This is a genomic window from Shewanella sp. SM73 (assembly GCF_025653795.1).
Lineage (GTDB): Bacteria > Pseudomonadota > Gammaproteobacteria > Enterobacterales > Shewanellaceae > Shewanella > Shewanella oncorhynchi.
Genome location: NZ_JAKKRY010000008.1, coordinates 49,420 through 74,708, shown reverse-complemented (window position 1 = coordinate 74,708; position 25,289 = coordinate 49,420). Strand labels below are relative to the sequence as shown.

Sequence of the window (25,289 nt, the reverse complement as noted above, 5' to 3'; positions counted from 1 at the left end):
TGTGCCTTCGCTAATATCTGTCCATTAATGTACGCTAAAATGATGCGTAGAACCATAAAAAAAGGTCGGTAATTACCGACCTTTTTTATCCATTAATTGTTATTTGCTTAGCGGTAATTCTTTGACATGGATATCCATTTGTGGGAATGGAATACCGATATCTGCAGCGTCTAATGCATTTTTTATTTGCTCAAGCAGTTGGAAACGTGCAGTCCAATAATCAGATGTTTTTACCCAAGGACGAACCACGAAATTGATTGAAGAGCTAGCCAATTCAGAAAGTCCAACTGTATATGCTGGATCTTTTAACACATACTGGTTGTTATCTAAAATATCGGTCAATACTTTTTTAGTGAGTGCGATATCAGCGGAATAAGATACACCAATCACTAAATCGATACGGCGACTATCCATCGCTGAGTAGTTAGTGATAGTGCCATTCATGATAGATGAGTTTGGCGCTACGATAACTTTATTATCAGGAGTGCGAAGCTTGGTTGAGAATATGGTTATTTCATCAACAGTGCCGGCGATACCTGCAGCTTCAATATAGTCACCTACGCGGCAAGGGCGGAATAACACCATTAATACACCCGATGCAAAATTAGACAGAGAACCTTGTAGCGCTAAGCCTATTGCTAAACCTGCAGCACCGATAACGGCTACCAGTGATGCGGTTTGTACGCCAATTTGGCCTAACGTAGCAATAACCGCGAAAACAAATACCACTGCCCAAGCGAGGTTTGCGACAAATGAAACGACTGTCGGATCAACTTTACGGCTGTTAAGTAATTTACTAACAAGCTTCTGCGCTACGCCTGCAAAGTATTTACCAACAAAGAAGATGATAATGGCGAATAATGTTTTTAAGCCATAAGTCACAATCAGATCTGGTGCTTGCTTTAATAAACCTTCGAGGTTTTCCATTGAATAACTCCCTAAATATACGCTAACAAAAACTATTTATTATTGACGATAAATTCTACTCGCCGATTTAAACTGCGCCCTTCGCTAGAACGGTTGTCCGCTACAGGTTCAGATATACCTTTACCTATTACGGTAAAGCGATTTGGATTAAAGCCATAATCTTCAACCAAAATACGTTTTACATTTTGAGCCCGTTGAAGTGATAGTTGATAATTAAACTCTGGTGTACCAACGATATCTGTGTGGCCTACTAAGGTTAATTCAGCATCATTTGTTTCTAAGAATGCTTTTACTAAGGCTAAAGTTTTCCATTGAGAAAAGTCAACCTCGGCAATGGCAAATTCAAAATACACCATAGCTGCAGAAATATTATGACAATCTGTGTTTAACTCAGCATTTGAATGACTCATATCGCAAACTGGTGATGCAGTCATTTCCACAGCGGCTTCTTCCACACAACCATTAGCCATAACAGGTGTATTTGGCTCTGTGTTAGGACAGGCATCTTTGATATCTGGCACTCCATCTCGGTCAGTGTCAGACCAAGCAAATACCTGTGATGTTAGGCTTAAACTTAATAGCAAAAGCGCTAGCTGAATCCATCGAGATTGGGAGTTTTTCACTACAAATCACCTATTGAACGATAAGTATTAGTCAAAATTACTAAAGCGATCGCATTGTTGTAGCATGACCATCTTAGTGTGGCATTCTAACGAGTAAGACTCTTTTCGCCAAGCTAAACGCGTACAAGCGTCCATACATCGACAGATAGATATCGGCAAGATCTTGAGTATATTTATGTTTTTATTAGTAGATGTCAGTATGTCGATACTTGCTTCAAGTATATGCGAGGTTCTACATCGGTAAATTTGTCGACAAGTATGACGATAAACTATACAAAATAAGCCTTTAGCGCTAGAGTCTTGAGCCCATTATGCGCCAACCAAACTTTAAGTTGAGGACAAGATGATAGATTTACGCAGTGATACTGTTACCCAGCCAACAGCAGCCATGCGGTTAGCCATGTCCAGAGCCGAAGTGGGTGATGATGTTTACGGTGATGACCCTACGATAAATAGTTTGCAGGATATGGCTGCGGAGATGTTTGGCTTTGAAAGTGCATTATTTACCTGTTCGGGTACTCAAGCAAATTTATTGGCTTTGATGGCCCATTGTGATCGTGGAGATGAGTACCTGTGCGGTCAGCAGGCTCACAATTATAAGTTCGAGGGCGGCGGCGCCGCTGTCCTAGGCAGCATTCAACCTCAACCTTTAATGAATCAATTAGATGGCACAATTGCATTAGCTGACATTGAAGCCGCAATTAAGCCTGATGATATCCATTTTGCTCGTACTCGTTTGCTTAGTTTAGAGAATACGATTGGCGGTAAGGTTCTCCCGCAAAGCTATTTGGCGGACGCGCAGGCATTAGCCTTTAATCGCGGATTAAAAATTCATTTAGATGATGCGCGAGTTGCCAATGCTGCGGTTGCGCAGAATATTGCAATAAGTGATATCACGGCGCACTTTGATTCAGTGTCGATTTGTTTATCCAAAGGATTATGTGCGCCAGTCGGCTCATTACTCTTAGGTGATGAACGCTTGATTAAGAAAGCCATTCGTTGGCGTAAAATGCTTGGTGGTGGCATGCGTCAAGCTGGGATACTTGCCGCTGCGGGTAAGCTTGCTTTAACTGATCAAGTACAACGGCTGAGTGAAGATCATGACAATGCAGCGTACTTAGCTCGGCAGTTGGCAGAATTCAGTGAGTTCGAGGTCAATTTAGCCGCAGTACAAACTAATATGTTATTTGCTACATTAGCACCCCATATTGATGCGAACTTATTGGCTAAACACTGTCGAGCGGAAGGCATCCTGATAAGCCCAGGGCGTACGCTTCGGCTTGTGACTCATAAAGATGTCAGCCGTCAGGACATAGATAAAGTGTTGCGTGTTGTTAAGCAGTACCTCAAAGCCTAAGTGTGGATTGATTTCCGGTTTTACTGAAATGCCCGAGCTTTGTCTTGGGCATTTTTATAGGCAGATATTGCTTAATGTTGAATTATTAAGCAATTAATGAATGATTTTCTAAAACAAGCTTTAGACAACAGGCGAAATGTTTGTGTTTATCTATACTAAAAACAACAAGATTATATCGCTAAGGTAACTTTAGGTTGAAACCTAATAACAATACTAATAAAGGGGTCGATTATTGGACAAATCGGATCAGTGAATTGGAAATGCCAGCACTGTGTTCGACTGTTAAATCGCTAGAAAAGCTCGCCAAGGATGACGTTTCCTCTCTCGCATTACTCGGGCGTAGCGTGATGCACGATAACGCCTTAACCTCTCGTATTCTTCGAGTTGCTAATAGCGCTATTTACCATAAAGGTAGTAGCCAAATCTCCACTGTCAGCCGAGCGGCTATAGTGCTTGGTTTCGATGCGGTGCGAAATATCTGTATCACAGCCAAGTTACTCTCAAGCTTGTTAGAGAGTAAAAATTTGGCACCTAACGTATATCAAAGATTAATAAAGTTGATGGCTAAAGCATTTCAAGCCGCCATGATTGCACGGATGATGTTGAGCCATTATGACGAAGAAATGCAGGAAGAAGCTTTTATAGCCTCTTTACTGTATCACATAGGTGAGAGCGCTTTTTGGAGTATTGGTGGTGAGTTCACCGAAGAGTTAGATCTAAAACTACGTGAATGTGCAACGCCAGCAGAGGAACGAAGTATAACCCGCGAAGCCCTCGGCACTTCTTTTTCACTATTAACTCAAAGTATTGCCCGCAATTGGGGATTGGGAGAACTGTTGGTCCATGCAGTTAATAATCCTGAAGACCAAAGACCTGAAATTCGGTCTATTTTTATTGCGGATAAGCTCTGCGATATTTTATCTCAACCTAATCTTGATAAGCAGGAATTAGGGAAACGTATCACGCAAGCGGCGAGTTTTACTGGACTAGAAGAAAATGAGTTTATGGTGCGGATGCAACGCTGCGCGAATGCGACCCATAAGTTAGCTGAAGTATATGGTGCTAAGGTGTTGCTAGACTATCTACCTGATCCCAAGCGTATGGTCACAGTTAAACCTGTTCCACTTCCCATTCCGTTAGATATGCCTGTCTATCAAGTTAACTTGAATATTCAGTTAGCTAAGCTACGAGAACTAACAGGCTTCGCCATTAATAAAGCCGATTTTAACCAAATCATGCAAACGGTTCTCGAAGGTATACTTGAGGGCGTTGGCGTTGACCGGTGCGGCGTGCTGTTATTGTCACCAAGCCGTAAACAACTCCAACCTAGAGTGATATTAGGCCGTGATGCCGATGCCATTAAGCAAGAGTTTATTATCGATTTGAGCGATAGGCGGGGATTATTTTACCAAGCGATGGAGCATAAGTTACCGCTTTGGGTAGATGATCCTAGCTCTAAGAAATGGCAAGAGCAGTGTAAAGAATTACAAGCGCGACATGTGTCACGTCAAGGCTTTTTATTGGCGCCATTATTAGTCGATAGTAAAGTGATCGGGTTTTATTATGCGGATAGGGGCCCTTCGGAAAGGGCATTTGAAGACGTGGATTTTCAAAGTTTCATCCACTTCTCCCAATTGGCGAATGTGTGTTTTACTGTGTCCCTGAGATAGCGGTATAACTTAAGCAATTGTTTTTATTAATTTAATTTCAAGCTGCATTCTTTCGGAATTGCACTCTTTCAAACCGTATTTTGGGGAGTGCTGCGCTATTGTTTGTTTGCGGCTTTAATCTCGGCAGTTATTTGCTTGGCTACCTCATTAGGAATAGGAAAGCTTAAATGGTATTGCGCTATTTCCCAGTTGCCATTGGTTTTGATTAAAGTGCCTGTTCCTCGACTGACGCCATAGGCTGGACTATTTAATAACTCGTCAAACAATATGACATTACCGTGTTGGATTAAATGCCGCTCAGTTAAATCATAGCGCCAACCTTTTGTGGGGCGGGAGTAACGTTCAAATTCCGCCATTCCCCAGCGCTCACTCGCATCCGTGCCAATAAAAATGCCGTCTTTTCGGTACAGGGCAAAGTATTTATCCCAATTGGCATCGCTTGAATATTGGTTGAGTAAATCTAATACGTGAGCCGCCGCTTGTTGATCAGGATTCGAAGTCGTTTGAGTGCTTTGTGTTGGCGAGTCCTGTGCCTGTACGCTTACATTAAGGCCGCCAAGCATTAACGCGCTGAGCAGTAACCCCAAGGTAGCGCGATTAATATTGGAACCTTTAACTGAGAATGCATGAGTGTCTTTGAGCATTTGCGTGCCTCTACTTTTATGGGTTAATGCCAGTTTATCGGATCGAGTTGATAAAAGCGGCTCAGTTCCCGATACAAGTCTGGGTGTTGTTGGTAAAAATCCTCTGGTTTCTCAAAAAAGACTTCGGTGATGACGGCAAAAAACTCAGCGGGATTAGTCGCACCATAATAATTAAATAATGAGGGCATGCCAAAATTTGCACTGTGTTGTAATTGGGTAAATTCCCTACTTAGCACTTCAGACCAAGTGCTGTAGTCGGCAAAATGCTGCATAATGGGTGCGCCATTGGCTTGGCCATCTTCTTGATCGAGCTGATGGGCAAACTCATGGATTACGACATTATTACCATCATGGGGATCGGCGGCGCCGTCTAGAGTATTTCTCCATGAGAGCACAACTTTACCGTATTCCCATGATTCCCCTGCTAGCACATTGCGTTGTTCCCACACGATACCGCTAATGTCTTTATGTTGATTATTGACGATAAAGGCATCGGGATAGACCAAAATCTGTTTCAGTTTGGGGTAAAAGTCGGTTTTACGATTGAGTAGCAGTAGACAGGCTTGGGCCGCGATTGTGACTCTTACTTCATCCGTGATCTCAAAATTATCGCAGCCGATAAAGACTTTCTCATCGATGAAAATTTGGATATGCCGTTTGAGTTGCAGTTGTAGATCTGCGGGTAGAGCATGGAAGTAAGGCAGTCTTTTTTTGAGAATGCTGCGCCATTCTTTTGGAAAAGGTTTCATCGTGACTCGTCGACGATGTAAGGTCTTGCGCCAACGACTCGACAGTAGCCAGGTAATTGCGCCAATTCCTAGGATAAGCGTGATAACAATAGCGAGCATACTTCCCTGACTTTATCCTGATTAACTTAGTATTAGCTAATGGGGGTGAAGTTAGCTTAACTCAATCCTCTGGTGAAAAAAGAAACTGAACCGTCGCCGCATTTTTATGGTTAGGAATAGCGAACAGGTTGGTTTAGTCGTGTCTCTGTACGATTGCGACCTGTTAGTTTGGCGTGATAGAGAGCCTCATCAGCTTGATTAATTAAGCTATTCGTATCCATAGGTTGTGATCGCTCCCAGCAAGTAATACCAGCGCTGATGGTCAGTATGCCGTCATGGGGGGAGTCTTCATGTGGTATTTTTAAATTGATGATTTTATTGCGTAATATTTCAGCAAAATGATATGCCTCCTCGAGATTGCTCGATGGCAGTACTATCATGAACTCCTCTCCGCCATAGCGGGCAAGCATGTAAGTGGGTTGTTTCAAGATCGATTTGGCGGCATTCACGATTTTCTTAAGACATTGATCGCCTGCGACATGACCATACCTATCGTTAAATTGTTTAAAATTATCAATATCAAACAGAATTATACCTAGGGGCATGTTGTGGTCCCTTGCATACTCTAATTCTTTTTGGAGTTGTAAATCTAAATAGCGGCGATTATAGCAGCCAGTTAATCCGTCGGTTTCGGCCATGCCTTTAACCTGAGCTGCGTAGCTTTTTAATGTCTCTAAGGAGCTCACCATTTGCTGGAGCTCTAAGTTATCAGTGACAGGCATTCTGGCGTCGAGTTTTTCATTGGCAATGGCATTCATTGCATCTCGAGTCGCCATGACAGGCTTGATGATTCCCTTAGTGATAAAGTGCCAACTGGTGAGCCAGATGAAGAAGCAATATAAGATGCCACTGCAGAAAATTAATACGATAAATGCGGTGCTATCGTTTTTAAGTTCGCGGCCTGTTTGCTGAATTTCATTTTCAACTTGGTTAACGAGATCCTGCGTATAGGTCGCAACGATTTGTGCGGCATCAGCTTGGTATTCTAAATGCGCATTGGCGATATGAGTGCTTCTAATTGCTTTGCGAGAAAGTTCAAAGAGGTTGTCTTCACCGACCATGGTCTGTTTTATTTGTGATAACAAATTAAAATATAAGTTTTTATCGCCACCGATACTATCAAGCATAGCCTCCATGCTTAACAGCAGTCGCATAGCATCTCTTTGGGTTTGGTTTAGTTCAACTAGATTGTCGATGATATTCACTTGAGTTAACTGGGTAAATAAGTGTTCTCCTAGATGACTAAATAAAGATAGCTGCTGATTGGTATTGATATTTAAAGCAATCTGGTCAACGTTTCTCAGCTTAAGCTGACGTTCAGAGTCCGTATTAATATGCTGAAATTGGGTTTGCATTTCATCGCTAAATCCCGACGCCATTGACGTTAAGTTGGCTTGAATATTGGCTGCCTGTGAATTGGCTTGTAAGGCAGTATCGGTTAACGTGTTGAGTAATGGCAGTTGTTGTAAGTAATACAGTTGAGTATCTAAGGCGTGATTTAATTCTTGCTTATTGACAGTAGAAGTTTCTATTGAGGCCAGTAGTCGTGAGTCATTGATAAGTAATTCCCATTGTGTAGAAAGTTCACCTAACAGGCTAGTTCTTTGTTTTTCATCATAATAGTTATTCAAGCGTGCAGTAATGATTTGTAGTTTTTCACTGTTTTTTGCCAGTTGCAGCGCAGTGGTGACTTTTACCACATCTACCCCGACTAAGTGTTCAATTTCTGATTTGAGTTGCTGTGACAGTAATATGGCGACAACACCATTTAATAGCGCCATGCCCACTATGATATAGAAGGTTGAGGTTATTTTTTGTTTCAAACTTTTCAGTGGTTTAGTGCTTGGCATTATTTTCTTTGTCAATAGCAGGTACCTCTCCATAGGTATTTTGGAGGTGTTTTATCTCTGCACTTAATTTAATGAAAATATCTTCACTGTTAGCGGGTCTGCGGCTTGCGCTAAAACAGGCGTGGCTGAGTTCAGGGTAAATTTGTCCCATGGCAGTACTGGTGAAATGCCCAAAGGATAAGACCTTAGTAGACCAAAACATATTGGCTATGTGGCTTGCCTCAAATGCGCCTGCTATGCCTCTTAAAGATTCATCTTTAAATTCTGGGGCTGTTACTACATCCATACGACAGGGATTACCACCCCCCATAGCATAGGCATGTTGTGCCTCATAGGTGCCCATATATTTGAGCAGCCAATAGGCAGCTTGAGGGTTTTTGCTGTCGTAGCTAACGGCAAAGGCATAAGCGCCATTGTAGGGATAACCGCCAGGCACTTGGCTTACGGCTAGACGCGCGCCGAGAATGTTCTGTTCAACTTTAAAGGATTTATACCACAGATTATTGTAGGCAAAAGGCCACATTGCCGCTTGACCTGTTGCAATAGCATTAGCTGCTTCATTGAAAGCAAACTGCTCGTTAGCGGGAACGGCATAGGGCATTAATTTGCGATATTGCTTGGCCGCTTCAATGGCTTCATGGTTGATGGTGGGCACTTCAAAATGGGAGATCTGTTTCTGGCTGTTATAGACGGGCTGCATCCAAGTGCCACCTAAGCTCCAAATCATGCTAGAGAATTCATCGTTAATATGGGGTTTATCACCCGACATTAGCGCTAGTCCGTAAAAGTCATGAGTCAGTATTTTATCCGCCAATGTAGTGCCTGCTTTACGAGTGAAGAACTGAGCTTGATCTCGTAACTCTGTTAAGGTTTTTGCTGGTGCGAGTGGATAGCCAAACTGACGCAGAAACTGAGCTTTTTCAGTTTTATTATCAAAGAGATCTGCTCGATAATGATTTCCCATAACATAATTGTTATAGGGAATAGCATGGATTTCACCTTGATAGGACAAGATGTTAAGTAGCGATGGGTAATAGGGTTCTAGGTATTTCTCCATGGCCTTTTCGCCATCGGGATCGTACAGTTTAGCGAGTTCAATTAAGGGCACTGTATAACCATTGGCAGCCCATTCTTTAGCCCAGCCCGCTTCCATTGTGAGTAAATCGTATTTGCCTGAACCTTGAAGTAAATTCTGGGTCTGTAAGTTAAACATATCCTCTAATTCAGTACTGACCACCTGCACTTTTACGCCGGTTTTTGCGGTGAATTTAGGTAACATTTCTTGGGTTAAATAGTCGGTCCAAAATCCTTTTTCAGCGACCAAAGTGATGGGGGTTTTGTTTGTTAGCGGCGGGATTTGTGCCAATGAAAATTCTGCGTAACAGGGCATCATTATCGCTGCGGTTAAACAAAGAAAAATAAATCTGATCTGTTTTAACAAAAATAACACCTTAATGTTACGTATTGACTCTGAGTTAATATCATTAATTCAGCATTATGTATATTTAAGGATAGGTGGGATCAGAACTTATGCCGCGATTTTATGATGGTTTTTATTGTGTTTTTTACTTTTTGAGTAAAAAGCCGGTAACTCGATCTTAGCTAAGTTACCGGAAAAGGGTGGGAGTAGTGTGAATCGTTAACGGTTTTGGCGTTGTTGTTCTCGTAATTGCCTCAAGGCAATAGGTAGGTCGAAGTGTTGTTCAATCAAGAGTCGGAGCAGCTTTGATTTGGATATAGTGCTTTCTTCTGCCAGTGTAGCAAGATGGGTTATAGCCGCTTCACTGAGGGAAAATGTTGCTTTGCGATAGTGTGTTTTAGTTTCTACTTTTGCCGGGAATAATACGTCTGTTTCTAGGCTTTGTTTGTGTAAGCTCAACATATTGGAATGGCTCTGGGCCATGTCAGTTGTGATGTGATTTGCCTGTGAGCCTGTGTTTTTTGTGACAGTTGCATCTGCTTTATGATCTAGATTGCTTTTTATCTTATTCAGACTTTGTCCCATTGCGTACAAGTTTGCCGCCTCAATAAACTCATCTAACGAAAGCGAGTGCTGTAAGCTGCTAGATGACATAGCGTTTTTCTTGAGATCGCTGAGTCCCATTTTGCCCCCTTCGTTGAGTGGTCGTGTGAGTGGATTGAGTTTGATTGGTCAAATGATGATGCATTTGACTCACCCCCTGAGCGTGTATCGCGGGATGTAGGAGATTGGCTAAGCTGGCAGCACAATCGACTTGGAATAGTTCGCAGGCGATAGTGCGAATTTCTTCGGCTGCTTTTCCTGTGGGCTCGATTTCAATTACCGATAATCCTGATTCTTCACTGTCATCATAAACATTGCGACAGTAAGTTATCGCGTCAAGGACATGGATATCATAGGTTTTACAGACTTCTTTGGCCTCCAAAATTCGGTTAGCTTGATTGGGTAGACTTGGACATTGGGTGATCACAAAAGAAGCCCGTAACTTGGGATTAATCATCTTACACGTCGCGACGATATCGTCCATATGACATACGGTTTTTAAATCGCGGCGCTTAGGTCTTAAGGGCATTAAAATGTAAGAGGCGACAGACATGGTTGCTCGTAGCGCTAGGTTATCTTGCCCACCGCAGTCGACTATGACTACATCATAGTGTTGCTCAAGACTGAGTAAGTCATTACGGATCTTACCGTAAAGCTGCACGCAATTGATGCTGGCAAGTTGCGGATTGTTGTTTCTTGCATGGATCCAATCAGAGGTAGTGCGCTGGGGATCGCAGTCCACCATAATGACCGAGGCGCTACATTCTGTGGTTAGAAATACAGCTATATTTTGGGCCAAGCAACTTTTACCGCTGCCGCCTTTTTCTCCACCGATTAAGACTATCATGACGCATTCCTTAATTCTTTTGATGACCCTTGTGCAACGAGTTGATGAGTTTGGAGCTATCCGCATTGATGTCCGAAATCGAATGTAAACCTAATGTTAATCTCGGTCAATTGGCTGATTTTTGACGCTTTTAAATTAAATTGTCGTAGGCGTTTTTCTGTCAGTATCTGGTCATATGCCGTTAATTTGACAAAAAAGATGAGAAGAGGGATTTATAAAAATGTTTTTTATCTTATTGGTTTTACATTGTTTTATCTGTTATCCGTCAGTTAAAAGGGTTGTTTGTGGTGATCGGTAACTGTGCATAGGACTTAGGGTGTAGTTTTTTATTTCTTTCTTGGTACAAATGTTAATTTTATATTTCTAAATGTTATTGGCTGATCTGAGTAAATTATCAGCTTCTCAGTCGAAAGTGGTCTTGTTTGGTGAGGCACTTGTCATCAAACTGCCAAATGCTGGCTTTATCATCTCTATAGACTGACGTCTAAATCGCTTGAAATTTCAACCATGGAGAAGGGATGCCAAATGGATATCAAAACTATTATGCCTATTAAGTTTGAACTCGTTGAAACTGCACCGTTATTTCATGAACTACTTAATCTGCGGGCCACAGTTGGCCTCCCTTCTATTGGCGTTGAACTTGCGGATGTACAGGCATTGTTCTGGGTCTCTATTCGATTAAGTGACAAGACTGAATTGGAACATGCAGGCGCTGGGGCCGCTAAGTCTAATCTATTGGCAACGGCGTGTGTTTATGGCAACAAGCCCGGGCATTTGATGATTGAAGATTTTATTGTCTTACCCGAATACCAATCCTACGGGCTAGCAAAGATAATACTTGAGCGGGTGATGGCCTTTGTTGATGACCATGCGAGTGCGGGAACTTGTGTCAGTATGACCGCCCATGGTGAGCATGAGCGCTTATGTAGTGAATATGGTTTTCAGTATGCTCCCTGCGCTAACTTAGGGCCTAATCTGTTAAAAATTATCGCTTAATATTCGTGTGAGAATGCCTTTTAGGTGTTAGCTAGCGCGTATTTTTGCCCTTGGGTATATAGTTACTTTTGCGTAGTTAACGGCGACATTCGTTCGCTTATGTTGTAGCATCCGTAGGATTATCGTGACGTTCTGTATGAGATAACAACCTATGGATCAGCAACTCCTTATTGATGCTGTTAATCAAAAAATGCCCTTTGGTAAGTACGCTGGACGTAAGTTGCTCGAATTACCCGAACCTTATCTGGTGTGGTTCCATAAGCAAGGTTTTCCTCAAGGGAAACTTGGTGAGCAATTAGCCCTAATGTACGAAATCAAACTTAATGGCTTAGAAGGCATGCTAAAACCTCTGTTGAAATGAGTTCCCTTCTTTGTAAGAAAAATACTGCTTTTGCGATAAGTGTTGTATTTCGTGATAGAGATTAGCGATTTATTGTTTTTAGCGTGCTTTAATGCAGCATATTAGCAAAACAAAAGGAACGCAGGCATGATGGCAAAATGGGTAAAATTAGCGGCAGTAGCGACTTTAGCGTTAGGCATGTCAAGTGCTTGGGCTCAGGGTGTCACCCACGAAGGTACTGTTGTTGATACTATGAACGGTGGTGGTTACACCTACGTACAGATTAAAGAAGCTGATACCACTTTTTGGGCCGCGGGTCCTCAAACTGAAGTGAGCAAAGGTGATAAAGTGGCTGTGGTTGAGCAAATGTGGATGAACGAATTCACCAGCAAAACCTTGAACCGCACCTTTGATAAACTGTTATTTGTTGGCCAAATCGATAAGAAATAGTTAGCAGTATCGAGTGCGCTAACCTGAGCGCCTCTGTAATTCAACGGCTTCGATACTTTCGAGGCCGTTTTTGTTTTTAGCGTTCAATGCCGCTAAATCTGAGTTTGTGACTATCTCGATGGGGACAAAGGCGGCAAAATAGCGGCTATTTTTCTAGCCGTTATTACTCAGCAGGGGATCACTCAAGTGATAGCGTTTGAACAGTTCGAGATCCAGCCTTATCAGTCATGTTATGCACGTGAAGTGAGTGAGTTATTTCACCTTTGCGTGCACAGCATTACCCATGTTCGTTATGCGCAGGCGCAGCTTATGGCTTGGTCTGCGGCGCCAAGATCGGCTAAACATTGGGATTTACGGTTACGTCGCTCGAAGGCGTGGGTGGTTTTAGCCATAGATGAAGCGACTGCTTCTTCAGTTTGTTGCGGTTTTATCAATGTCGAAACCCATTTCCCCCGTCAAGGTTACTTAGATAGCTTATATATACATCCAGATTATCAAGGTAAGGGATTAGGTGAGCGCGCTTATCTTGTTTTAGAAGCTTGGGCTAAGGCACAAGGCTATGTGCGCTTGAGCTTGGACGCATCTTATCTCTCTAAAGGGTTGTTTACTCGGATGGGATTTATTCAAATACAGCGCAGTTATCAGCAAAAACTTGGGCAAGTGATCCCAGGTTTCTATATGGAAAAGAATATAGGAAAGAATATTTAACGTGCGTTTACTATGGTTTCAGCTAGAAAGTGATGTAAGGTATTCCACAGTAAAACATTAGCTTAACGCCGTTTAGTGACACTATTTAACTAAATCAGCACTGTTTAGCTTAAATTAGAATTCGGTTAATCTAAGTCAATTAATGATTCAAGATGGAGGGCTGAGAATGAAGATTCGACTATTTACGCCATCGGATGTCTCGCAGCTGGCGGCAATCTTTGAGGCGAGTGTAATGCAAGGTTCTGGTGAGTTTTACTCCTTCGCCGAGCGCTCAGCATGGGCTTATATCGAAGGTGAGACCCGCAGCGAGAGTTATTGGCTTGAACGCTTACAGGGAACCACTATTTGGGTTGCCGAAACCGATAATATGCTGGTGGGTTTTATCAATCTTAAGATAGGCACCGACAGCGATGTTGAAGCCGCTGCTGAAGTGGAATGTTTGTTTGTTCATCCAGAATATGCCCGTTCTGGGGTGGCTACCTCTTTGTATTTTGCGTTGTTTGAAGAAGTTAAAATCTTAGCGCTGAAACGATTAACGGTTGAAGCATCCTATCTCGCGCGGCCTTTTTTTGAGAAACAGGGATTTCGCAGTATTCGTCGTAATGAACATAAGCGTTTTTTGAATGCGACGGATAAAGCACAGGGCCAAGCTCAAGTGTTGGTTAACTTCAGCATGACGCTCGCCCTCTAACTCAGCTTATCAAGGGCTGTTCTGGTAGCTAAACGAGGCCGTTAGCACTGCTTTATAACATCGCCTTATAACATCGCCATAGAAGCGCCAATAAAAAACACTGCCAAAGATGACTTGTGGCAGTGCTTCTCGGTGAGTGCTTATTAAGCTGGCATCTAATCACTTACTCAATCGTTTGCTTGGTAGTTTGCGAATAACGAATAACTAATAAATAGTGAAGCCGCATTATTTAATCGCTTTGTTAAATCATTTGTATTACGCGTTAGGCGACAAGTCGAACACCAATGCGGTAACTGGGCCGCTTGTCGCAGTAAAGTCGACATTCGCGAGTTGTGTCAGATGTGCGCCGTCCCCAGCCGTGAGTGTTGTGCCATTGATATCCAACGTACCTTCAATCAATTGAACAAACAGATGACGATTTGCTTGAGCGGCGTTTCTGTCCATCGTCACTTTTTCGCCTTCACTCAACACTAAACGATATAGGGTCGCATCTTGTTGCACTTTGAGCGTGCCATTTTCACCGTTTGGTGTCACTACAGCCGTCAGTGGTGAGCTTTGCTCAAATGCTTTTTGCTGATAGCCCGCATCTATGCCTAAAATATCTGGGCGGATCCAAATCTGTAAAAAGTGCAGCGGCTCGGTTTTAGAGGCATTAAACTCGCTGTGGTAAATGCCTTTACCTGCGGACATCAATTGAAACTCTCCTGCGGGTAAGGTTTTGATATTGCCGAAGCTATCCTTGTGAGCGATAGTGCCGGATATCACGTAACTGATGATCTCCATGTCTTTATGACCATGGGTATCAAAACCTGCGCCGGGTGCCACTCTGTCATCGTTGATGACTCTTAGGGATGATATCCCCATGTGCTCTGGGTCATAGTAGCTAGAGAAAGAGAAGGTATGTTGACTCTTTAGCCAGCCTAAATCTGCTTGACCGCGATCTTGTGCTTTTCTTAATGTGATCATCTTGCTTTCCCCTTTATTTGATGCGGTTAGCGAATAGGTTATCTACAGCGAATTTGCCAGCACCTGATACCGTCAATGAGACTGTGGCTGCTAATAGGGCGAGACCAAATTCGTAACCGTTATTGGCAAGGAACAGACCGTTGCCTATATGTACCGAGAAAATCGCCACAACCATAGTGAATGACAAGACGAGGGCCGTTGGGCGAGTCAGCAGGCCAAGCAATAGGAACAGGCCGCCGAAGAATTCACTTGAACCTGCCATCAATGCCATTAAGTAACCTGGCGTCAAACCAATGGATGCCATCCATTGTCCAGTGCCTTCTAAGCCGTAACCGCCAAACCAGCCAAACAGTTTTTGTGAACCATGGGCGATTAAGATGATCCCGATAGGAATGCGCAGTGCCAGTGGGGCAAAACTCGTGGCTGATTTCAGTGTTTTTGTGATCAGTGCTTTCATGGGATATTCCTCATTTCAAATTATTTAACGAATAGTTAAGGGTATTGTTCACTCAGTCTTAAGTCAGTTTGGCTGCAGTTCCGAAGAACTTCTCCATTGCTAAGCAGTGTAGACTTGACCTTTGGCAAAGAAAATCGGAACATTTTCAATGTCCATTTCAAATAATTTGAATATAAGGTTTATATGTTGCCATCTATTAGTCTCGATGGATTAATCGTGCTCGATGCCATTGATAAAAAAGGCAGTTTTTCCGCTGCTGCCGAGTCTTTGTTTCGGGTGCCGTCGGCACTGACCTACACAGTGCAGAAACTGGAAAGCGATTTAGGCACAAAATTATTTGAACGTAAGGGCCAGCGCGCCGAGCTGACCTTAGTCGGTCAACTTGTGCTGCGCCAAGGCCGAGAAATCCTTGCGGCAACATCAAGGCTCGAAGAGGCGGTGCGTCAACTCGAGACAGGCTGGGAGTCTTCATTGACCTTAGCCATAGATACAGTGGTGCCGGATTTACCCCTGCTGCAGTTGATTGGTGAGTTTACTGAGTTGGGTAAGCAAGTGACTGTGAATATCAGCGAAGAGTCCTTAGGTGGCGGCTGGGATGCGCTCTATTCTGGTCGTGCCGATATCGCTATCGGCGTAACAGGGGAGTTGCCCAAAGGCCAATATCATGTGGTTGAAATTGGGGAGTTGGAGTTTGTATTTGCTTTAAATCCCGCGCACCCATTGGCGCAACATGCAGGTCCAATTCCGACCGAGGCATTGCTGCAATTTCCTTCTATTGTGGTAGCAGATAGTTCGACTGCCCTAGCACAGCGATCAAGTGGTTTATTTGATAGTCGCCAAGTGATCCGTGTGCCGAATATGCAGACCAAAATTAAGGCGCAGCAATTGGGATTAGGTGTGGGTTACATTCCAAAGCACTTGATCTTAGATGCGTTGGCGGCGGGAAGCCTAGTGGCTTGTCATGTGGAAATGCCGCGCCCAACGCAAGCTGTGTTTATGGCATGGCGTAAATATGCTGAAGGCAAGGCGCAGGATTGGTTTACTGCGCGTTTACCGCAATGTGATTGGCAATTTTAAGCTCAGGTTTGTTTAGTGCTTTGTAAGTTGCCACTCACTTTGCTCCTCACAGCATTAATGTTTACGCCATGAGGAGCATAGCGCCTAACCTATACGTTGGCTGTGGCTGGTGTAATGCACATGCTGTGACAATAAATCAGACAGATTCGGTGAGCGATTCAAGAATCGAATAAAGGCCTGTGGCAAAGTAAGTGACTCCATCGACTCCTGCCAGCGGGCTTGCAGCAATGGAGAATAACCTTCTTTACCTGCGGCGGTATAAGATGTTGAAACTCCTACGTAAAGTGACTCAGGTTCAACGGGATACCATAGTGATTGGCTGTCTTGCTGCATCATCTCTAGTCTGAATAAACGCTCACCCAGTGGGCGTCGCCCATCGTAGTAATACCGTAGGCCGTAAGTGTAGGGGAAGCTGCCTGCACCTGTGCCACGGACACTGTTGTTGGTTGCCGCGTTAATCGCCGATTCGAGCGCTTGATAGAGAAACTGACCTTGAATTTCATACTTAACTAATGGTAATTCGAAGGGGAGTAATTGCCCCATCACATCGGCTAGTGTCAATTGTCCTTGGGCCACCGATTGGCGCACACCGCCAGCATTATGCAGAGCAAAGTTCACTCTTGGGTCGACCAGTTTGGCTTCTTGGAACATGCTGCGACTCACCCAAGGTGCTATTTCACTGCCGTGGGGCAGGGCTTTAGAGGGTAAGCGGGTATGGACTAAGTTCTTCGGCACCAGTGCTAACACTTTGTTTTCCATCTCTGCGATAGCGGGTTTGTAGATATCTCGGATCACGCCATCGATATCGGCATCGGCATCATCCCAAAAGATATTCGGATGCTGATTAAGCTGCTGGCGCACAGCTTGGTAATCTTGGTTATCGACGGCCGTGTTAGCACTTAAGATAAAGTGTTGATCTAGCATGAAGTAGTTGCCGCCCTTTAAATTCAGCACTTTCCCATCAGCGTCAAACGTTATCTCGGCTAAGCCGACGACTTCGGCATACTTACCCGCATGCACTATGGGCGTGTTATTGATGACTTCACCGTAGGGCAGGTTGCTCAAACCTAAGGCGCGAAAATCCCCCTGTAGCGTATGCGTGTGACCGCCGACGATAAGGCTAATACCATCGACTTCGGCCGCGAGGCGTTTATCCTGATCTAAGCCTAAGTGGCTGAGCACGATAATATGCTTAATACCTTGATTTTTAAGGTGCTCAACCGTGCGCGCGGTAGTGGCGATAGCATCGACAAAATGGGTGTCGGGATCGGGACGAGCGATCTCTTTCATCTGATCTAAGGTAATACCGACAATGGCTAATGTCTTATCGTGGAAGGGCTTAAGCAGGTATTTCGCGTGTTTTTGCTCATGATCATAATCCAAGATATTAGGCAAACCCCTCAGACAACCGGGTTTGTTTAGATCCTCTTGGCTTAAATCCATATTGCCCGCAAGCAATGGGAAATCAATTTGCCTGGCAAACTCGGCAAGTCTGGCGTTACCTTCATCGATATCGTGGTTGCCAATGACCATAGCATCAGGTGCCAACAGATTGAGTAAGTGGGCGTTGGCCTTACCTTTAAAATGGCTGAAATACAGCGTGCCCTGGAAGCTGTCACCACCATGCAGGAAAATAAAAGACGTATTGGTTTGTGCAGCGGTGTGACGCGCTTTTGTGATGTGATGGCCGATGCGGGCATAACCACCGCTATGGCTGGTCACATCTAGCTTATGTTGGCCTATGTTAAGGCTAAATTGGACGCGGCAGGGTTCAAAATTCGAATGGGTGTCATTAATGTGCGCGAGTGAGAGTGTGTAGCTCTGTGTCATAACTTACCTCTATTACGGCGGGTGAGTATATACCCAAGCAACCTGAAAATGCGAGTTTCAGAGGGTTCTGAGTTATCTGCATTCTAAAAGAATAAAGGGAGCTAGGCTCCCTTTATATTAACAAGCACTAAACTTGGTTAGCCTTCAGCCGGATTTGGCTTCGTCATCATCGGATGCGGCTTCAAAATCACCGTCATCGGATAGGCGAATGCCTTTTTGCTTCATGCGCTTAGTCCAAAGTTTACGTGCCAATTGCTGCATATCGGTCGCGGGGTCGTTTAGATCGACAATCTCTAATCCTAACATAGATTCGATGATATCTTCTTGAGTTACGATACCTTGGCTACTGCCGTACTCGTCGACCACCATCGCAATTTGGGTGTTACGCTTAATCATACGCTCAAAAAGTGGCAGAATTTTTGCGGTTTCAGGCACCACAAATAAACTCCGTTTAAGCTCACCAATCGGCGCTTCTGGCGTGTAACGCTCAGCCAGCAAAACATCGGTGCGGGTAATGTAACCAATCACATCATCATGATCTTGGTCGTACACAGGAATACGGGTAAAAGGTTTGTCGCGATATTGGCGCACAAACTCATTTTGAGTCAGATCCACTGGCAGCGAGAACATCACAGTGCGCGGCGTCATGATTGCCGTAACGGGCATATCTCGCACCTTCAGCATTTGCGTCAAAATTTTTGACTCTTGCTCATCAAGCTCACCGGATTCATGGCCAATTTTGGCCATAGCACTCATCTCTTGGCGTATGTAGTGGCCTTCATCACCTTTGCCCATTAGGCGAGTGACTTGCTGTGACATCCAGATCAGCGGTTTAGTGGTACGTTTCATCCACAGCACGGCAACAGAAACACTCGGTGCGAGGCGACGCCAATGGTTTGCACCCAATGATTTAGGAATGATTTCTGAGAAAAACAGGATAATAAAGGTTAATACGCCCGAGAAAACACCTAACATATCGTCACCAAATACTTTAGCCGCTTGCGCACCTGCAACGGCGGCACCGACGGTATGAGCGATAGTATTTAGGGTAAGGATTGACACCAAAGGGGCTTCGACATTCTCTTTCAATCTACGTAAGCGCGCGGCTGCGGCACTGTCAGTTTGTTCGAGTGATGCGATATAACTTGGGGTAACCGATAACAGAACAGCTTCGAACACACTGCACAGAAAAGAAACAGCGACAGCGACAAGCACTATAATGATGAGGGTTAACATATAGGTGGAATTACAACTCCGTATTTTAGGCCAATATTAGCCCGTGGAGATTCTATCATAGGTGAATTGAGTTACTGGCTAAAATTTATTTGCGTCTGTATAATTCGCCGCCCTGTTGCAGGATCCGGTTTTTGGTGTTGAGGTTAGCTATATGAGTGAAAAGAAGATCAATTTATTAGACCTTGATCGTAAGGCGATGCGCGCATTATTTGCGGAAATGGGTGAAAAACCCTTTCGTGCCGATCAGCTCATGAAATGGCTATATCATTTCGGTGTCAGTGACTTCGAAGAGATGACCAACATCAACAAAGTGTTACGTCAAAAATTGGCGGCCCGCTGCGAGATCGTTGCACCAGAAATTTCGAGTTTCCAAAAATCGACCGATGGTACGATAAAATTTGCAATCAATGTTGGCCAAGGCCAAGAAGTGGAAACGGTTTATATTCCTGAGGATGATCGTGCGACCTTGTGTGTATCTTCACAGGTTGGCTGTGCGCTGGAATGTACTTTCTGCTCGACGGGTCAGCAAGGTTTTAACCGTAACTTAACGGTTTCTGAAATCGTCGGCCAAATCTGGCGCGTGTCGCACTTTTTAGGATTTGCAAAAGACACGGGCGAGCGTCCGATCACTAACGTCGTGATGATGGGCATGGGTGAGCCATTACTCAATTTAGCTAATGTGATCCCTGCGATGGACATCATGCTCGATGATTTTGGTTTTAGTTTATCAAAGCGCCGCGTGACCTTATCAACATCAGGCGTAGTGCCAGCGTTAGACAAACTGGGCGATGCCATCGATGTGGCACTTGCTGTCAGTATTCATGCACCGAATGATGAGTTGCGTGACATTCTGGTCCCGATCAATAAAAAGTATCCGTTGGATGAGTTTTTAGCGGGTATTCGTCGCTATATTGCTAAATCAAATGCTAACCGCGGCCGCGTGACGGTTGAATATGTGATGCTAGATCATATCAACGACAGTACAGACCAAGCCCATGAGTTAGCTAAGTTAATGAAAGATACACCTTGTAAGGTGAATCTGATCCCATTTAATCCGTATCCTGGCTCGCCTTATGGCCGCTCATCTAATTCACGTATCGACCGTTTTTCTAAGGTTCTTATGGAATACGGTTTTACTGTCATCGTACGTAAAACCCGTGGAGATGACATCGATGCCGCTTGTGGTCAGTTAGCTGGCGATATTCGCGACAGAACGAAACGTTTAGCGAAAAAACGCATGCAAGAAAACCAGATTTCAGTCACAATGAATTAACTCTTTGTTTGCACAGATTTATAGGCTTGCCCATGAAGCATGGATTGCCAAGGTTTTCGTTGATTTTAAGCCTGTCGTTATTGATGACAGGATGCGTCACTGAGCGTACTTATACTGGGACAGATATTCCTGTTTCGGAACGAAAGTTAGACAAAGTCGCCGCCGCAAGAGAGCGGATGCAGCTCGGTTTAACCTATTTAAATCGAGGTAGCACGGAACAAGCCAAATACAATCTTGATAAAGCATTAGAATATGCTCCAGAGCTCGAAGATGTGCATACCGCTCTGGCTTATTACTATCAAACCGTGGGCGATTTAGTGCGTACCGAAGAGTCGTACATGAATGCCATTAGTACTAAGGACGCCTCTGGCGATTCCATGAATAATTTCGGGGTGTTTTTGTGCCAACAAAAGCAATACAACAAAGCTGAAAAAATGTTTTTGGCCGCAATTGAAATGCCCAAATATACGCGCACTGCCTCAAGCTATGAGAACTTAGGTCTTTGTAGTCGCGAAGCAGGACAAGCAGAAAAGGCACGACAGTATTTTCAGATGGCGTTAAAGTATGACCCGAGACGCTCGGTGTCATTACTGGAGTTGGCAGAGTTAGAAGTCGATCAAGGTGATTTTATTCAGGCGCGAAACCAATTAGCGCGCTATCACCAAGTGGCTGAGCAAACTCCAGAAAGTTTAGCGCTCGGGATCAAAATAGAGCAGGCAGTGAATGATGATGCCGCTGTGAAGAGATTTGGTATTTTATTGCTTGCCAAATTCCCAGCATCACCTCAGGCCAAGCAATACAGAGTTAATTTGCATCAATGAAAGATCATGAAACCAATGTGCCAGTTGAGTCGGTAGCACCGCAATCAGTCGCGCTAGATGTCACGCTTGGTACTTTATTAAAAGCCGCCCGCGAAAAAATGGGCCTTAGTATTCAAGATGCCGCTGTAAAGCTGCATCTACGTCCTCGTATTATTGAAGATATTGAAGCTGACAATTTTACGAATATAGCCTCATCGACTTATGTACGTGGCTATGTGAAAAACTACGCGCGTATGGTCAGTGCCGATGCGGCTTTGATTGAAGCTTGTCTTGTGCAGCAAGTGCCAGTTGTGACTGAGCCTGCAATGCAAAGTTTTTCACGCAAAACCACATATCAAGCTCGCGATACACGTTTAACTTGGCTGAGTATTTTTATCGTCATAGTGTTACTCGGTTCGTTAGTCGTCTGGTGGATGCAAAAAACGACCTTGCTAAGCACTATTGATGTGTCGCAACCCACTGCTGAAGAGGTCGCAGCAGCGAATCAGACGCTGCCAGGTGATGTGTTATTGACCGAAACGGATGCCAGTCCTCGTTTGACTGAGATTGCCGCAAACGGCTCAATGTCTATCGATGGTCCAATTAAAGATACTGATGCAAGCACTATTGATGTCAGCACAGGACCAACGGACAATAATTATCCTCAGACCGTTGATACGAGTAATGAAGATGGTGGTTCAGCAATCGCAGCCACTACGACAACGCCATCGGTTCCGCAAGCTACAGCTCCTGTAGTCCAACAGCCTGTTAGTGCAACGCCTTCACCGACCACAACATTAACGACCACTGCCACTGCAGCAAGTACTTTGGTTGCTGTTGCAGGACAATCGATTATAGATGTCCAGTTGACGGGTGATTGCTGGATAAACATTGTTGATGCGAAAGGTAAAGCGTTAGTCGATGGTGTTAAAGGCGCTGGCGCAACAGTGCAAGTGAGCGGTGTGCCACCGTTTAAAGTCATTTTAGGTGCACCCCATGTAGCGACCTTAAGCTTAGATGGTCAAATTGTTAGCCTAGCGGATTTCCCCAAGGGACGAGTCGCGCGTTTAACCTTGCCTAAAGCCTAACGACCGCGTAATGATCTGCAGCACGTACCGAAATAGAGCGTATTAAGCATGTATAATGAAACTCCCATAAAAAGACGTCCTTCCACCCGCATTTATGTGGGTAATGTACCGATTGGTGATGGGGCGCCGATTGCTGTTCAGTCAATGACCAATACTAAGACCACAGATGTTGAAGCGACAATTGCTCAAATTCGTGCCTTAGAGAAAGTCGGTGCCGATATAGTGCGTATCTCTGTACCCACTATGGATGCGGCTGAAGCCTTTAAACTCATTAAGCAAGCGGTCAATGTTCCTTTAGTGGCCGACATTCATTTTGATTATCGCATTGCTTTAAAAGTTGCCGAGTACGGTGTCGATTGCCTTCGAATCAATCCGGGTAATATAGGCAATGAAGAGCGTATTCGTAGCGTGGTGGAATGTGCCCGTGACCATAATATTCCCATCCGTATTGGTGTGAATGGTGGTTCACTAGAGAAAGATCTAATGGACAAGTACAAAGAACCCACTCCTGAAGCCTTGCTTGAATCAGCTATGCGCCATGTGGATATTCTGGACAGATTGAACTTTGATCAGTTCAAGGTCAGCGTTAAAGCCTCCGATGTATTTTTAGCGGTCGAATCCTACCGTTTATTAGCGAAACAAATTCGTCAACCCTTGCATTTAGGCATTACCGAAGCAGGTGGCGCGCGCGCGGGTTCAGTGAAATCGGCCGTAGGCTTAGGCATGTTATTGGCCGAAGGCATAGGTGATACCCTACGTATTTCCTTGGCCGCTGATCCGGTCGAAGAAATCAAAGTCGGTTTTGACATTTTAAAGTCGCTGCGTATTCGTAGCCGTGGCATCAACTTCATTGCCTGTCCATCTTGTTCTCGTCAAGAGTTCGATGTGATCAGTACAGTCAATGAGTTAGAGCGTCGCCTCGAAGACGTGACTACCGCCATGGATGTGTCTATTATCGGCTGTGTAGTTAACGGCCCAGGTGAAGCCTTAGTGTCGCACATAGGCTTAACCGGTGGACACAATAAGAGCGGATATTACGACGAAGGTGAACGTCAAAAAGAACGTTTTGACAACGACAACATTGTCGATTCCCTCGAAGCGAAAATTCGCGCAAAAGCCAGTCAAATGGCGAATCGTATTCAAATCAAAGATACAACTGAGTAATATGTACCCGCATTTGGGCATAGATTACGCCTAATGATGTTGAGCTAGGCCCCGAAACCGACGGGGTCGTTTTACGTTTTACGCTCAAAAGCCTATAATGCGTGACATTTTTATTAATTTAGCGAAATCGGACGAGTCGATACAGTGGCAAAACAGATCCAAGCGATTCGCGGAATGAATGACATTCTGCCAACTCAAAGTCCTCTATGGCAAAAAGTGGAAGCGGTACTACGTTCGAGCGTCAGTGCTTACGGTTACAGCGAAATCCGCACTCCAATAGTGGAAAATACCGATCTTTTTAAACGCTCTATCGGTGAAGTAACTGATATTGTTGAAAAAGAAATGTATACCTTCGCAGATAATAACGGTGATAGCTTAACGCTGCGCCCAGAAGGTACCGCGTCGACAGTGCGTGCAGGTAACGAAAACGGTCTGCTATATAACCAAGAGCAACGTCTTTGGTATATGGGTCCTATGTTCCGCCACGAACGCCCACAAAAAGGCCGTTATCGTCAGTTTAACCAATTTGGCGTTGAAGTGTATGGCATTGGCTCGGCTGATATTGATGCTGAAGTCCTAATGCTATCGGCACGTCTGTGGGAAAAACTCGGTATTAGCGAGCACGTCTCGTTAGAGCTAAATACCTTAGGTGATCCTGCTGAGCGCGCTGTTTATCGTGATGCCTTAATAGCGTTTTTAGAGCTGCATAAAGATGCGCTCGATGAAGACAGTAAGCGTCGCATGTACAGCAATCCGCTGCGAGTATTGGATTCAAAAGATCAAAATGTCCAAGCCATATTGGTTGATGCACCAGAGTTAATGGATTTTCTCGGTGAAGAATCGAAGACACATTTTTCACAATTACGTGAACTACTTGACGCAGTGGGTATCAAATACACCATTAATCCGCGTCTAGTACGTGGTTTAGATTACTATAATCGTACTGTATTTGAATGGGTTACATCTAGTTTAGGCTCACAAGGTACTGTACTTGCGGGTGGTCGCTACGATGGTTTAGTCGCCCAGTTAGGTGGTAAAGATACTCCAGCGGTCGGTTTTGCTATGGGCTTAGAGCGCATTGTCTTGCTGCTTGAAACCTTAGAGCTGACCAAAGATATTCCGCCAGAAGTGGATGTGTATGTCACGGCCATGGGTGATAGCTGTCTGGTTGAAGCCATCAAGGTCGCGCAGGAATTACGTAACGCACTGCCAAACCTTAAAGTGATGAGTCACTGTGGCGGCGGTAACGTGAAGAAACAAATGAAGCGTGCCGACAAAAGCGGTGCGAGTGTGGCACTACTAATAGGTGAAGATGAACTTGCCGAAGGTATGGTTACGGTTAAACATTTACGCAATGACATCGAACAACAACGGGTAGCTCGAAGTGCCTTAGGCGCATTTTTGGCTGAACTGATCAAATAAAG

The 25,289-nt window shown here is 44.3% G+C and carries 25 protein-coding genes; 13 read left to right on the top strand and 12 right to left on the bottom strand.

Annotated elements, in window-relative coordinates:
* Positions 1 to 99: 99 nt before the first annotated feature.
* Positions 100 to 927, bottom strand: a complete 828-nt coding sequence (locus L5M51_RS12790) for a mechanosensitive ion channel family protein (protein ID WP_263173106.1) — start codon at positions 925 to 927, stop codon at positions 100 to 102.
* Between the two features lie 32 nt (positions 928 to 959).
* Positions 960 to 1,550, bottom strand: a complete 591-nt coding sequence (locus L5M51_RS12785; protein ID WP_113939425.1) for an OmpA family protein — start codon at positions 1,548 to 1,550, stop codon at positions 960 to 962.
* A gap of 343 nt (positions 1,551 to 1,893) precedes the next feature.
* On the opposite strand from L5M51_RS12785, the gene ltaE reads away from it, so the two are divergent.
* Entirely contained in the window at positions 1,894 to 2,907 is a 1,014-nt protein-coding gene (gene ltaE / locus L5M51_RS12780; RefSeq protein WP_263173103.1) for a low-specificity L-threonine aldolase, read from the top strand.
* Positions 2,908 to 3,101: 194 nt separating this feature from the next.
* The gene (locus tag L5M51_RS12775; protein WP_173497622.1) at positions 3,102 to 4,577 is read left to right on the top strand and encodes an HDOD domain-containing protein; all 1,476 of its coding nucleotides are present in this window, start codon (positions 3,102 to 3,104) and stop codon (positions 4,575 to 4,577) included.
* Positions 4,578 to 4,672: 95 nt separating this feature from the next.
* On the opposite strand, the gene L5M51_RS12770 is transcribed toward L5M51_RS12775, so the two are convergent.
* From L5M51_RS12770 to L5M51_RS12745, 6 genes are all read right to left on the bottom strand, one after another.
* Positions 4,673 to 5,221, bottom strand: coding sequence for a nuclear transport factor 2 family protein (locus L5M51_RS12770; RefSeq protein WP_263173099.1), 549 nt, complete (start codon positions 5,219 to 5,221; stop codon positions 4,673 to 4,675).
* A gap of 23 nt (positions 5,222 to 5,244) precedes the next feature.
* Positions 5,245 to 6,069, bottom strand: a complete 825-nt coding sequence (locus tag L5M51_RS12765) for a zinc-dependent peptidase (protein WP_263173097.1) — start codon at positions 6,067 to 6,069, stop codon at positions 5,245 to 5,247.
* A 110-nt stretch (positions 6,070 to 6,179) separates the two neighbouring features.
* Entirely contained in the window at positions 6,180 to 7,919 is a 1,740-nt protein-coding gene (locus L5M51_RS12760) for a GGDEF domain-containing protein (RefSeq protein WP_263173265.1), read from the bottom strand.
* Entirely contained in the window at positions 7,906 to 9,309 is a 1,404-nt protein-coding gene (locus L5M51_RS12755) for an ABC transporter substrate-binding protein (protein ID WP_219253486.1), read from the bottom strand. The genes L5M51_RS12760 and L5M51_RS12755 overlap by 14 nt, the downstream gene beginning before the upstream one ends.
* A gap of 249 nt (positions 9,310 to 9,558) precedes the next feature.
* Positions 9,559 to 10,023, bottom strand: coding sequence for a CopG family transcriptional regulator (locus L5M51_RS12750; protein ID WP_263173094.1), 465 nt, complete (start codon positions 10,021 to 10,023; stop codon positions 9,559 to 9,561).
* A complete protein-coding gene (locus L5M51_RS12745; RefSeq protein ID WP_168824543.1) occupies positions 9,983 to 10,789 on the bottom strand; it encodes a division plane positioning ATPase MipZ in 807 nt (268 codons plus the stop codon). Before L5M51_RS12745 ends, L5M51_RS12750 begins: the two co-directional genes overlap by 41 nt.
* Positions 10,790 to 11,314: 525 nt before the next feature.
* Here L5M51_RS12745 and L5M51_RS12740 point away from each other — a divergent pair.
* From L5M51_RS12740 to L5M51_RS12720, 5 genes are all read left to right on the top strand, one after another.
* A complete protein-coding gene (locus L5M51_RS12740) occupies positions 11,315 to 11,785 on the top strand; it encodes a GNAT family N-acetyltransferase (RefSeq protein WP_105251887.1) in 471 nt (156 codons plus the stop codon).
* Positions 11,786 to 11,936: 151 nt separating this feature from the next.
* Positions 11,937 to 12,146 carry a DUF3820 family protein gene (locus L5M51_RS12735; protein ID WP_006082494.1) on the top strand — a complete coding sequence of 70 codons (210 nt, stop codon included), beginning with the start codon at positions 11,937 to 11,939 and terminating at the stop codon, positions 12,144 to 12,146.
* Between the two features lie 126 nt (positions 12,147 to 12,272).
* Positions 12,273 to 12,575, top strand: a complete 303-nt coding sequence (locus L5M51_RS12730) for a hypothetical protein (RefSeq protein WP_006082493.1) — start codon at positions 12,273 to 12,275, stop codon at positions 12,573 to 12,575.
* 186 nt (positions 12,576 to 12,761) lie between these two features.
* A complete protein-coding gene (locus tag L5M51_RS12725) occupies positions 12,762 to 13,283 on the top strand; it encodes a GNAT family N-acetyltransferase (protein WP_212601114.1) in 522 nt (173 codons plus the stop codon).
* A 166-nt stretch (positions 13,284 to 13,449) separates the two neighbouring features.
* Positions 13,450 to 13,974, top strand: a complete 525-nt coding sequence (locus L5M51_RS12720; RefSeq protein ID WP_212601113.1) for a GNAT family N-acetyltransferase — start codon at positions 13,450 to 13,452, stop codon at positions 13,972 to 13,974.
* A 255-nt stretch (positions 13,975 to 14,229) separates the two neighbouring features.
* Here the strand turns inward: L5M51_RS12720 and L5M51_RS12715 are convergent, their stop codons facing one another.
* Positions 14,230 to 14,940: a pirin family protein gene (locus L5M51_RS12715; protein WP_263173089.1), complete on the bottom strand. Its 711-nt coding sequence runs from the start codon at positions 14,938 to 14,940 to the stop codon at positions 14,230 to 14,232.
* Positions 14,941 to 14,953: 13 nt separating this feature from the next.
* The gene (locus tag L5M51_RS12710; RefSeq protein ID WP_263173087.1) at positions 14,954 to 15,397 is read right to left on the bottom strand and encodes a DoxX family protein; all 444 of its coding nucleotides are present in this window, start codon (positions 15,395 to 15,397) and stop codon (positions 14,954 to 14,956) included.
* Between the two features lie 183 nt (positions 15,398 to 15,580).
* Here L5M51_RS12710 and L5M51_RS12705 point away from each other — a divergent pair, with 183 nt between their 5' ends.
* Positions 15,581 to 16,474, top strand: a complete 894-nt coding sequence (locus L5M51_RS12705) for a LysR substrate-binding domain-containing protein (protein WP_168824535.1) — start codon at positions 15,581 to 15,583, stop codon at positions 16,472 to 16,474.
* An 84-nt stretch (positions 16,475 to 16,558) separates the two neighbouring features.
* Here L5M51_RS12705 and L5M51_RS12700 read toward each other — a convergent pair whose 3' ends face one another.
* Positions 16,559 to 18,304, bottom strand: a complete 1,746-nt coding sequence (locus L5M51_RS12700; protein WP_263173085.1) for a bifunctional metallophosphatase/5'-nucleotidase — start codon at positions 18,302 to 18,304, stop codon at positions 16,559 to 16,561.
* A gap of 144 nt (positions 18,305 to 18,448) precedes the next feature.
* Positions 18,449 to 19,540, bottom strand: coding sequence for a CNNM domain-containing protein (locus L5M51_RS12695; protein ID WP_173243691.1), 1,092 nt, complete (start codon positions 19,538 to 19,540; stop codon positions 18,449 to 18,451).
* Positions 19,541 to 19,691: 151 nt separating this feature from the next.
* Between L5M51_RS12695 and L5M51_RS12690 the strand changes: the two genes are divergently transcribed.
* From L5M51_RS12690 to hisS, 5 genes are all read left to right on the top strand, one after another.
* A complete protein-coding gene (locus L5M51_RS12690) occupies positions 19,692 to 20,813 on the top strand; it encodes a bifunctional tRNA (adenosine(37)-C2)-methyltransferase TrmG/ribosomal RNA large subunit methyltransferase RlmN (RefSeq protein WP_028761256.1) in 1,122 nt (373 codons plus the stop codon).
* Between the two features lie 32 nt (positions 20,814 to 20,845).
* Positions 20,846 to 21,634, top strand: coding sequence for a type IV pilus biogenesis/stability protein PilW (pilW, locus tag L5M51_RS12685; RefSeq protein ID WP_028761255.1), 789 nt, complete (start codon positions 20,846 to 20,848; stop codon positions 21,632 to 21,634).
* Complete coding sequence (locus tag L5M51_RS12680; protein WP_263173083.1) at positions 21,631 to 22,701, top strand: RodZ domain-containing protein; 1,071 nt, start codon at positions 21,631 to 21,633, stop codon at positions 22,699 to 22,701. Before pilW ends, L5M51_RS12680 begins: the two co-directional genes overlap by 4 nt.
* Positions 22,702 to 22,749: 48 nt before the next feature.
* A complete protein-coding gene (gene ispG / locus L5M51_RS12675) occupies positions 22,750 to 23,865 on the top strand; it encodes a flavodoxin-dependent (E)-4-hydroxy-3-methylbut-2-enyl-diphosphate synthase (protein WP_105251894.1) in 1,116 nt (371 codons plus the stop codon).
* Between the two features lie 144 nt (positions 23,866 to 24,009).
* Entirely contained in the window at positions 24,010 to 25,287 is a 1,278-nt protein-coding gene (hisS, locus tag L5M51_RS12670; RefSeq protein ID WP_028761252.1) for a histidine--tRNA ligase, read from the top strand.
* Positions 25,288 to 25,289 lie beyond the last annotated feature (2 nt).

Excerpts from the sequence above, each read along its gene's own strand:
- L5M51_RS12790 (WP_263173106.1), bottom strand. The coding sequence starts at position 927 with ATGGAAAACCTCGAAGGTTTATTAAAGCAAGCACCAGATCTGATTGTG.
- ltaE (WP_263173103.1), top strand. The coding sequence starts at position 1,894 with ATGATAGATTTACGCAGTGATACTGTTACCCAGCCAACAGCAGCCATG.
- L5M51_RS12770 (WP_263173099.1), bottom strand. The coding sequence starts at position 5,221 with ATGCTCAAAGACACTCATGCATTCTCAGTTAAAGGTTCCAATATTAAT.
- L5M51_RS12765 (WP_263173097.1), bottom strand. The coding sequence starts at position 6,069 with ATGCTCGCTATTGTTATCACGCTTATCCTAGGAATTGGCGCAATTACC.
- L5M51_RS12760 (WP_263173265.1), bottom strand. The coding sequence starts at position 7,919 with ATGCCAAGCACTAAACCACTGAAAAGTTTGAAACAAAAAATAACCTCA.
- L5M51_RS12755 (WP_219253486.1), bottom strand. The coding sequence starts at position 9,309 with ATGCCCTGTTACGCAGAATTTTCATTGGCACAAATCCCGCCGCTAACA.
- L5M51_RS12750 (WP_263173094.1), bottom strand. The coding sequence starts at position 10,023 with ATGGGACTCAGCGATCTCAAGAAAAACGCTATGTCATCTAGCAGCTTA.
- L5M51_RS12745 (WP_168824543.1), bottom strand. The coding sequence starts at position 10,789 with ATGATAGTCTTAATCGGTGGAGAAAAAGGCGGCAGCGGTAAAAGTTGC.
- L5M51_RS12740 (WP_105251887.1), top strand. The coding sequence starts at position 11,315 with ATGGATATCAAAACTATTATGCCTATTAAGTTTGAACTCGTTGAAACT.
- L5M51_RS12735 (WP_006082494.1), top strand. The coding sequence starts at position 11,937 with ATGGATCAGCAACTCCTTATTGATGCTGTTAATCAAAAAATGCCCTTT.
- L5M51_RS12730 (WP_006082493.1), top strand. The coding sequence starts at position 12,273 with ATGATGGCAAAATGGGTAAAATTAGCGGCAGTAGCGACTTTAGCGTTA.
- L5M51_RS12720 (WP_212601113.1), top strand. The coding sequence starts at position 13,450 with ATGAAGATTCGACTATTTACGCCATCGGATGTCTCGCAGCTGGCGGCA.
- L5M51_RS12715 (WP_263173089.1), bottom strand. The coding sequence starts at position 14,940 with ATGATCACATTAAGAAAAGCACAAGATCGCGGTCAAGCAGATTTAGGC.
- L5M51_RS12710 (WP_263173087.1), bottom strand. The coding sequence starts at position 15,397 with ATGAAAGCACTGATCACAAAAACACTGAAATCAGCCACGAGTTTTGCC.
- L5M51_RS12705 (WP_168824535.1), top strand. The coding sequence starts at position 15,581 with ATGTTGCCATCTATTAGTCTCGATGGATTAATCGTGCTCGATGCCATT.
- L5M51_RS12700 (WP_263173085.1), bottom strand. The coding sequence starts at position 18,304 with ATGACACAGAGCTACACACTCTCACTCGCGCACATTAATGACACCCAT.
- L5M51_RS12695 (WP_173243691.1), bottom strand. The coding sequence starts at position 19,540 with ATGTTAACCCTCATCATTATAGTGCTTGTCGCTGTCGCTGTTTCTTTT.
- L5M51_RS12690 (WP_028761256.1), top strand. The coding sequence starts at position 19,692 with ATGAGTGAAAAGAAGATCAATTTATTAGACCTTGATCGTAAGGCGATG.
- pilW (WP_028761255.1), top strand. The coding sequence starts at position 20,846 with ATGAAGCATGGATTGCCAAGGTTTTCGTTGATTTTAAGCCTGTCGTTA.
- L5M51_RS12680 (WP_263173083.1), top strand. The coding sequence starts at position 21,631 with ATGAAAGATCATGAAACCAATGTGCCAGTTGAGTCGGTAGCACCGCAA.
- ispG (WP_105251894.1), top strand. The coding sequence starts at position 22,750 with ATGTATAATGAAACTCCCATAAAAAGACGTCCTTCCACCCGCATTTAT.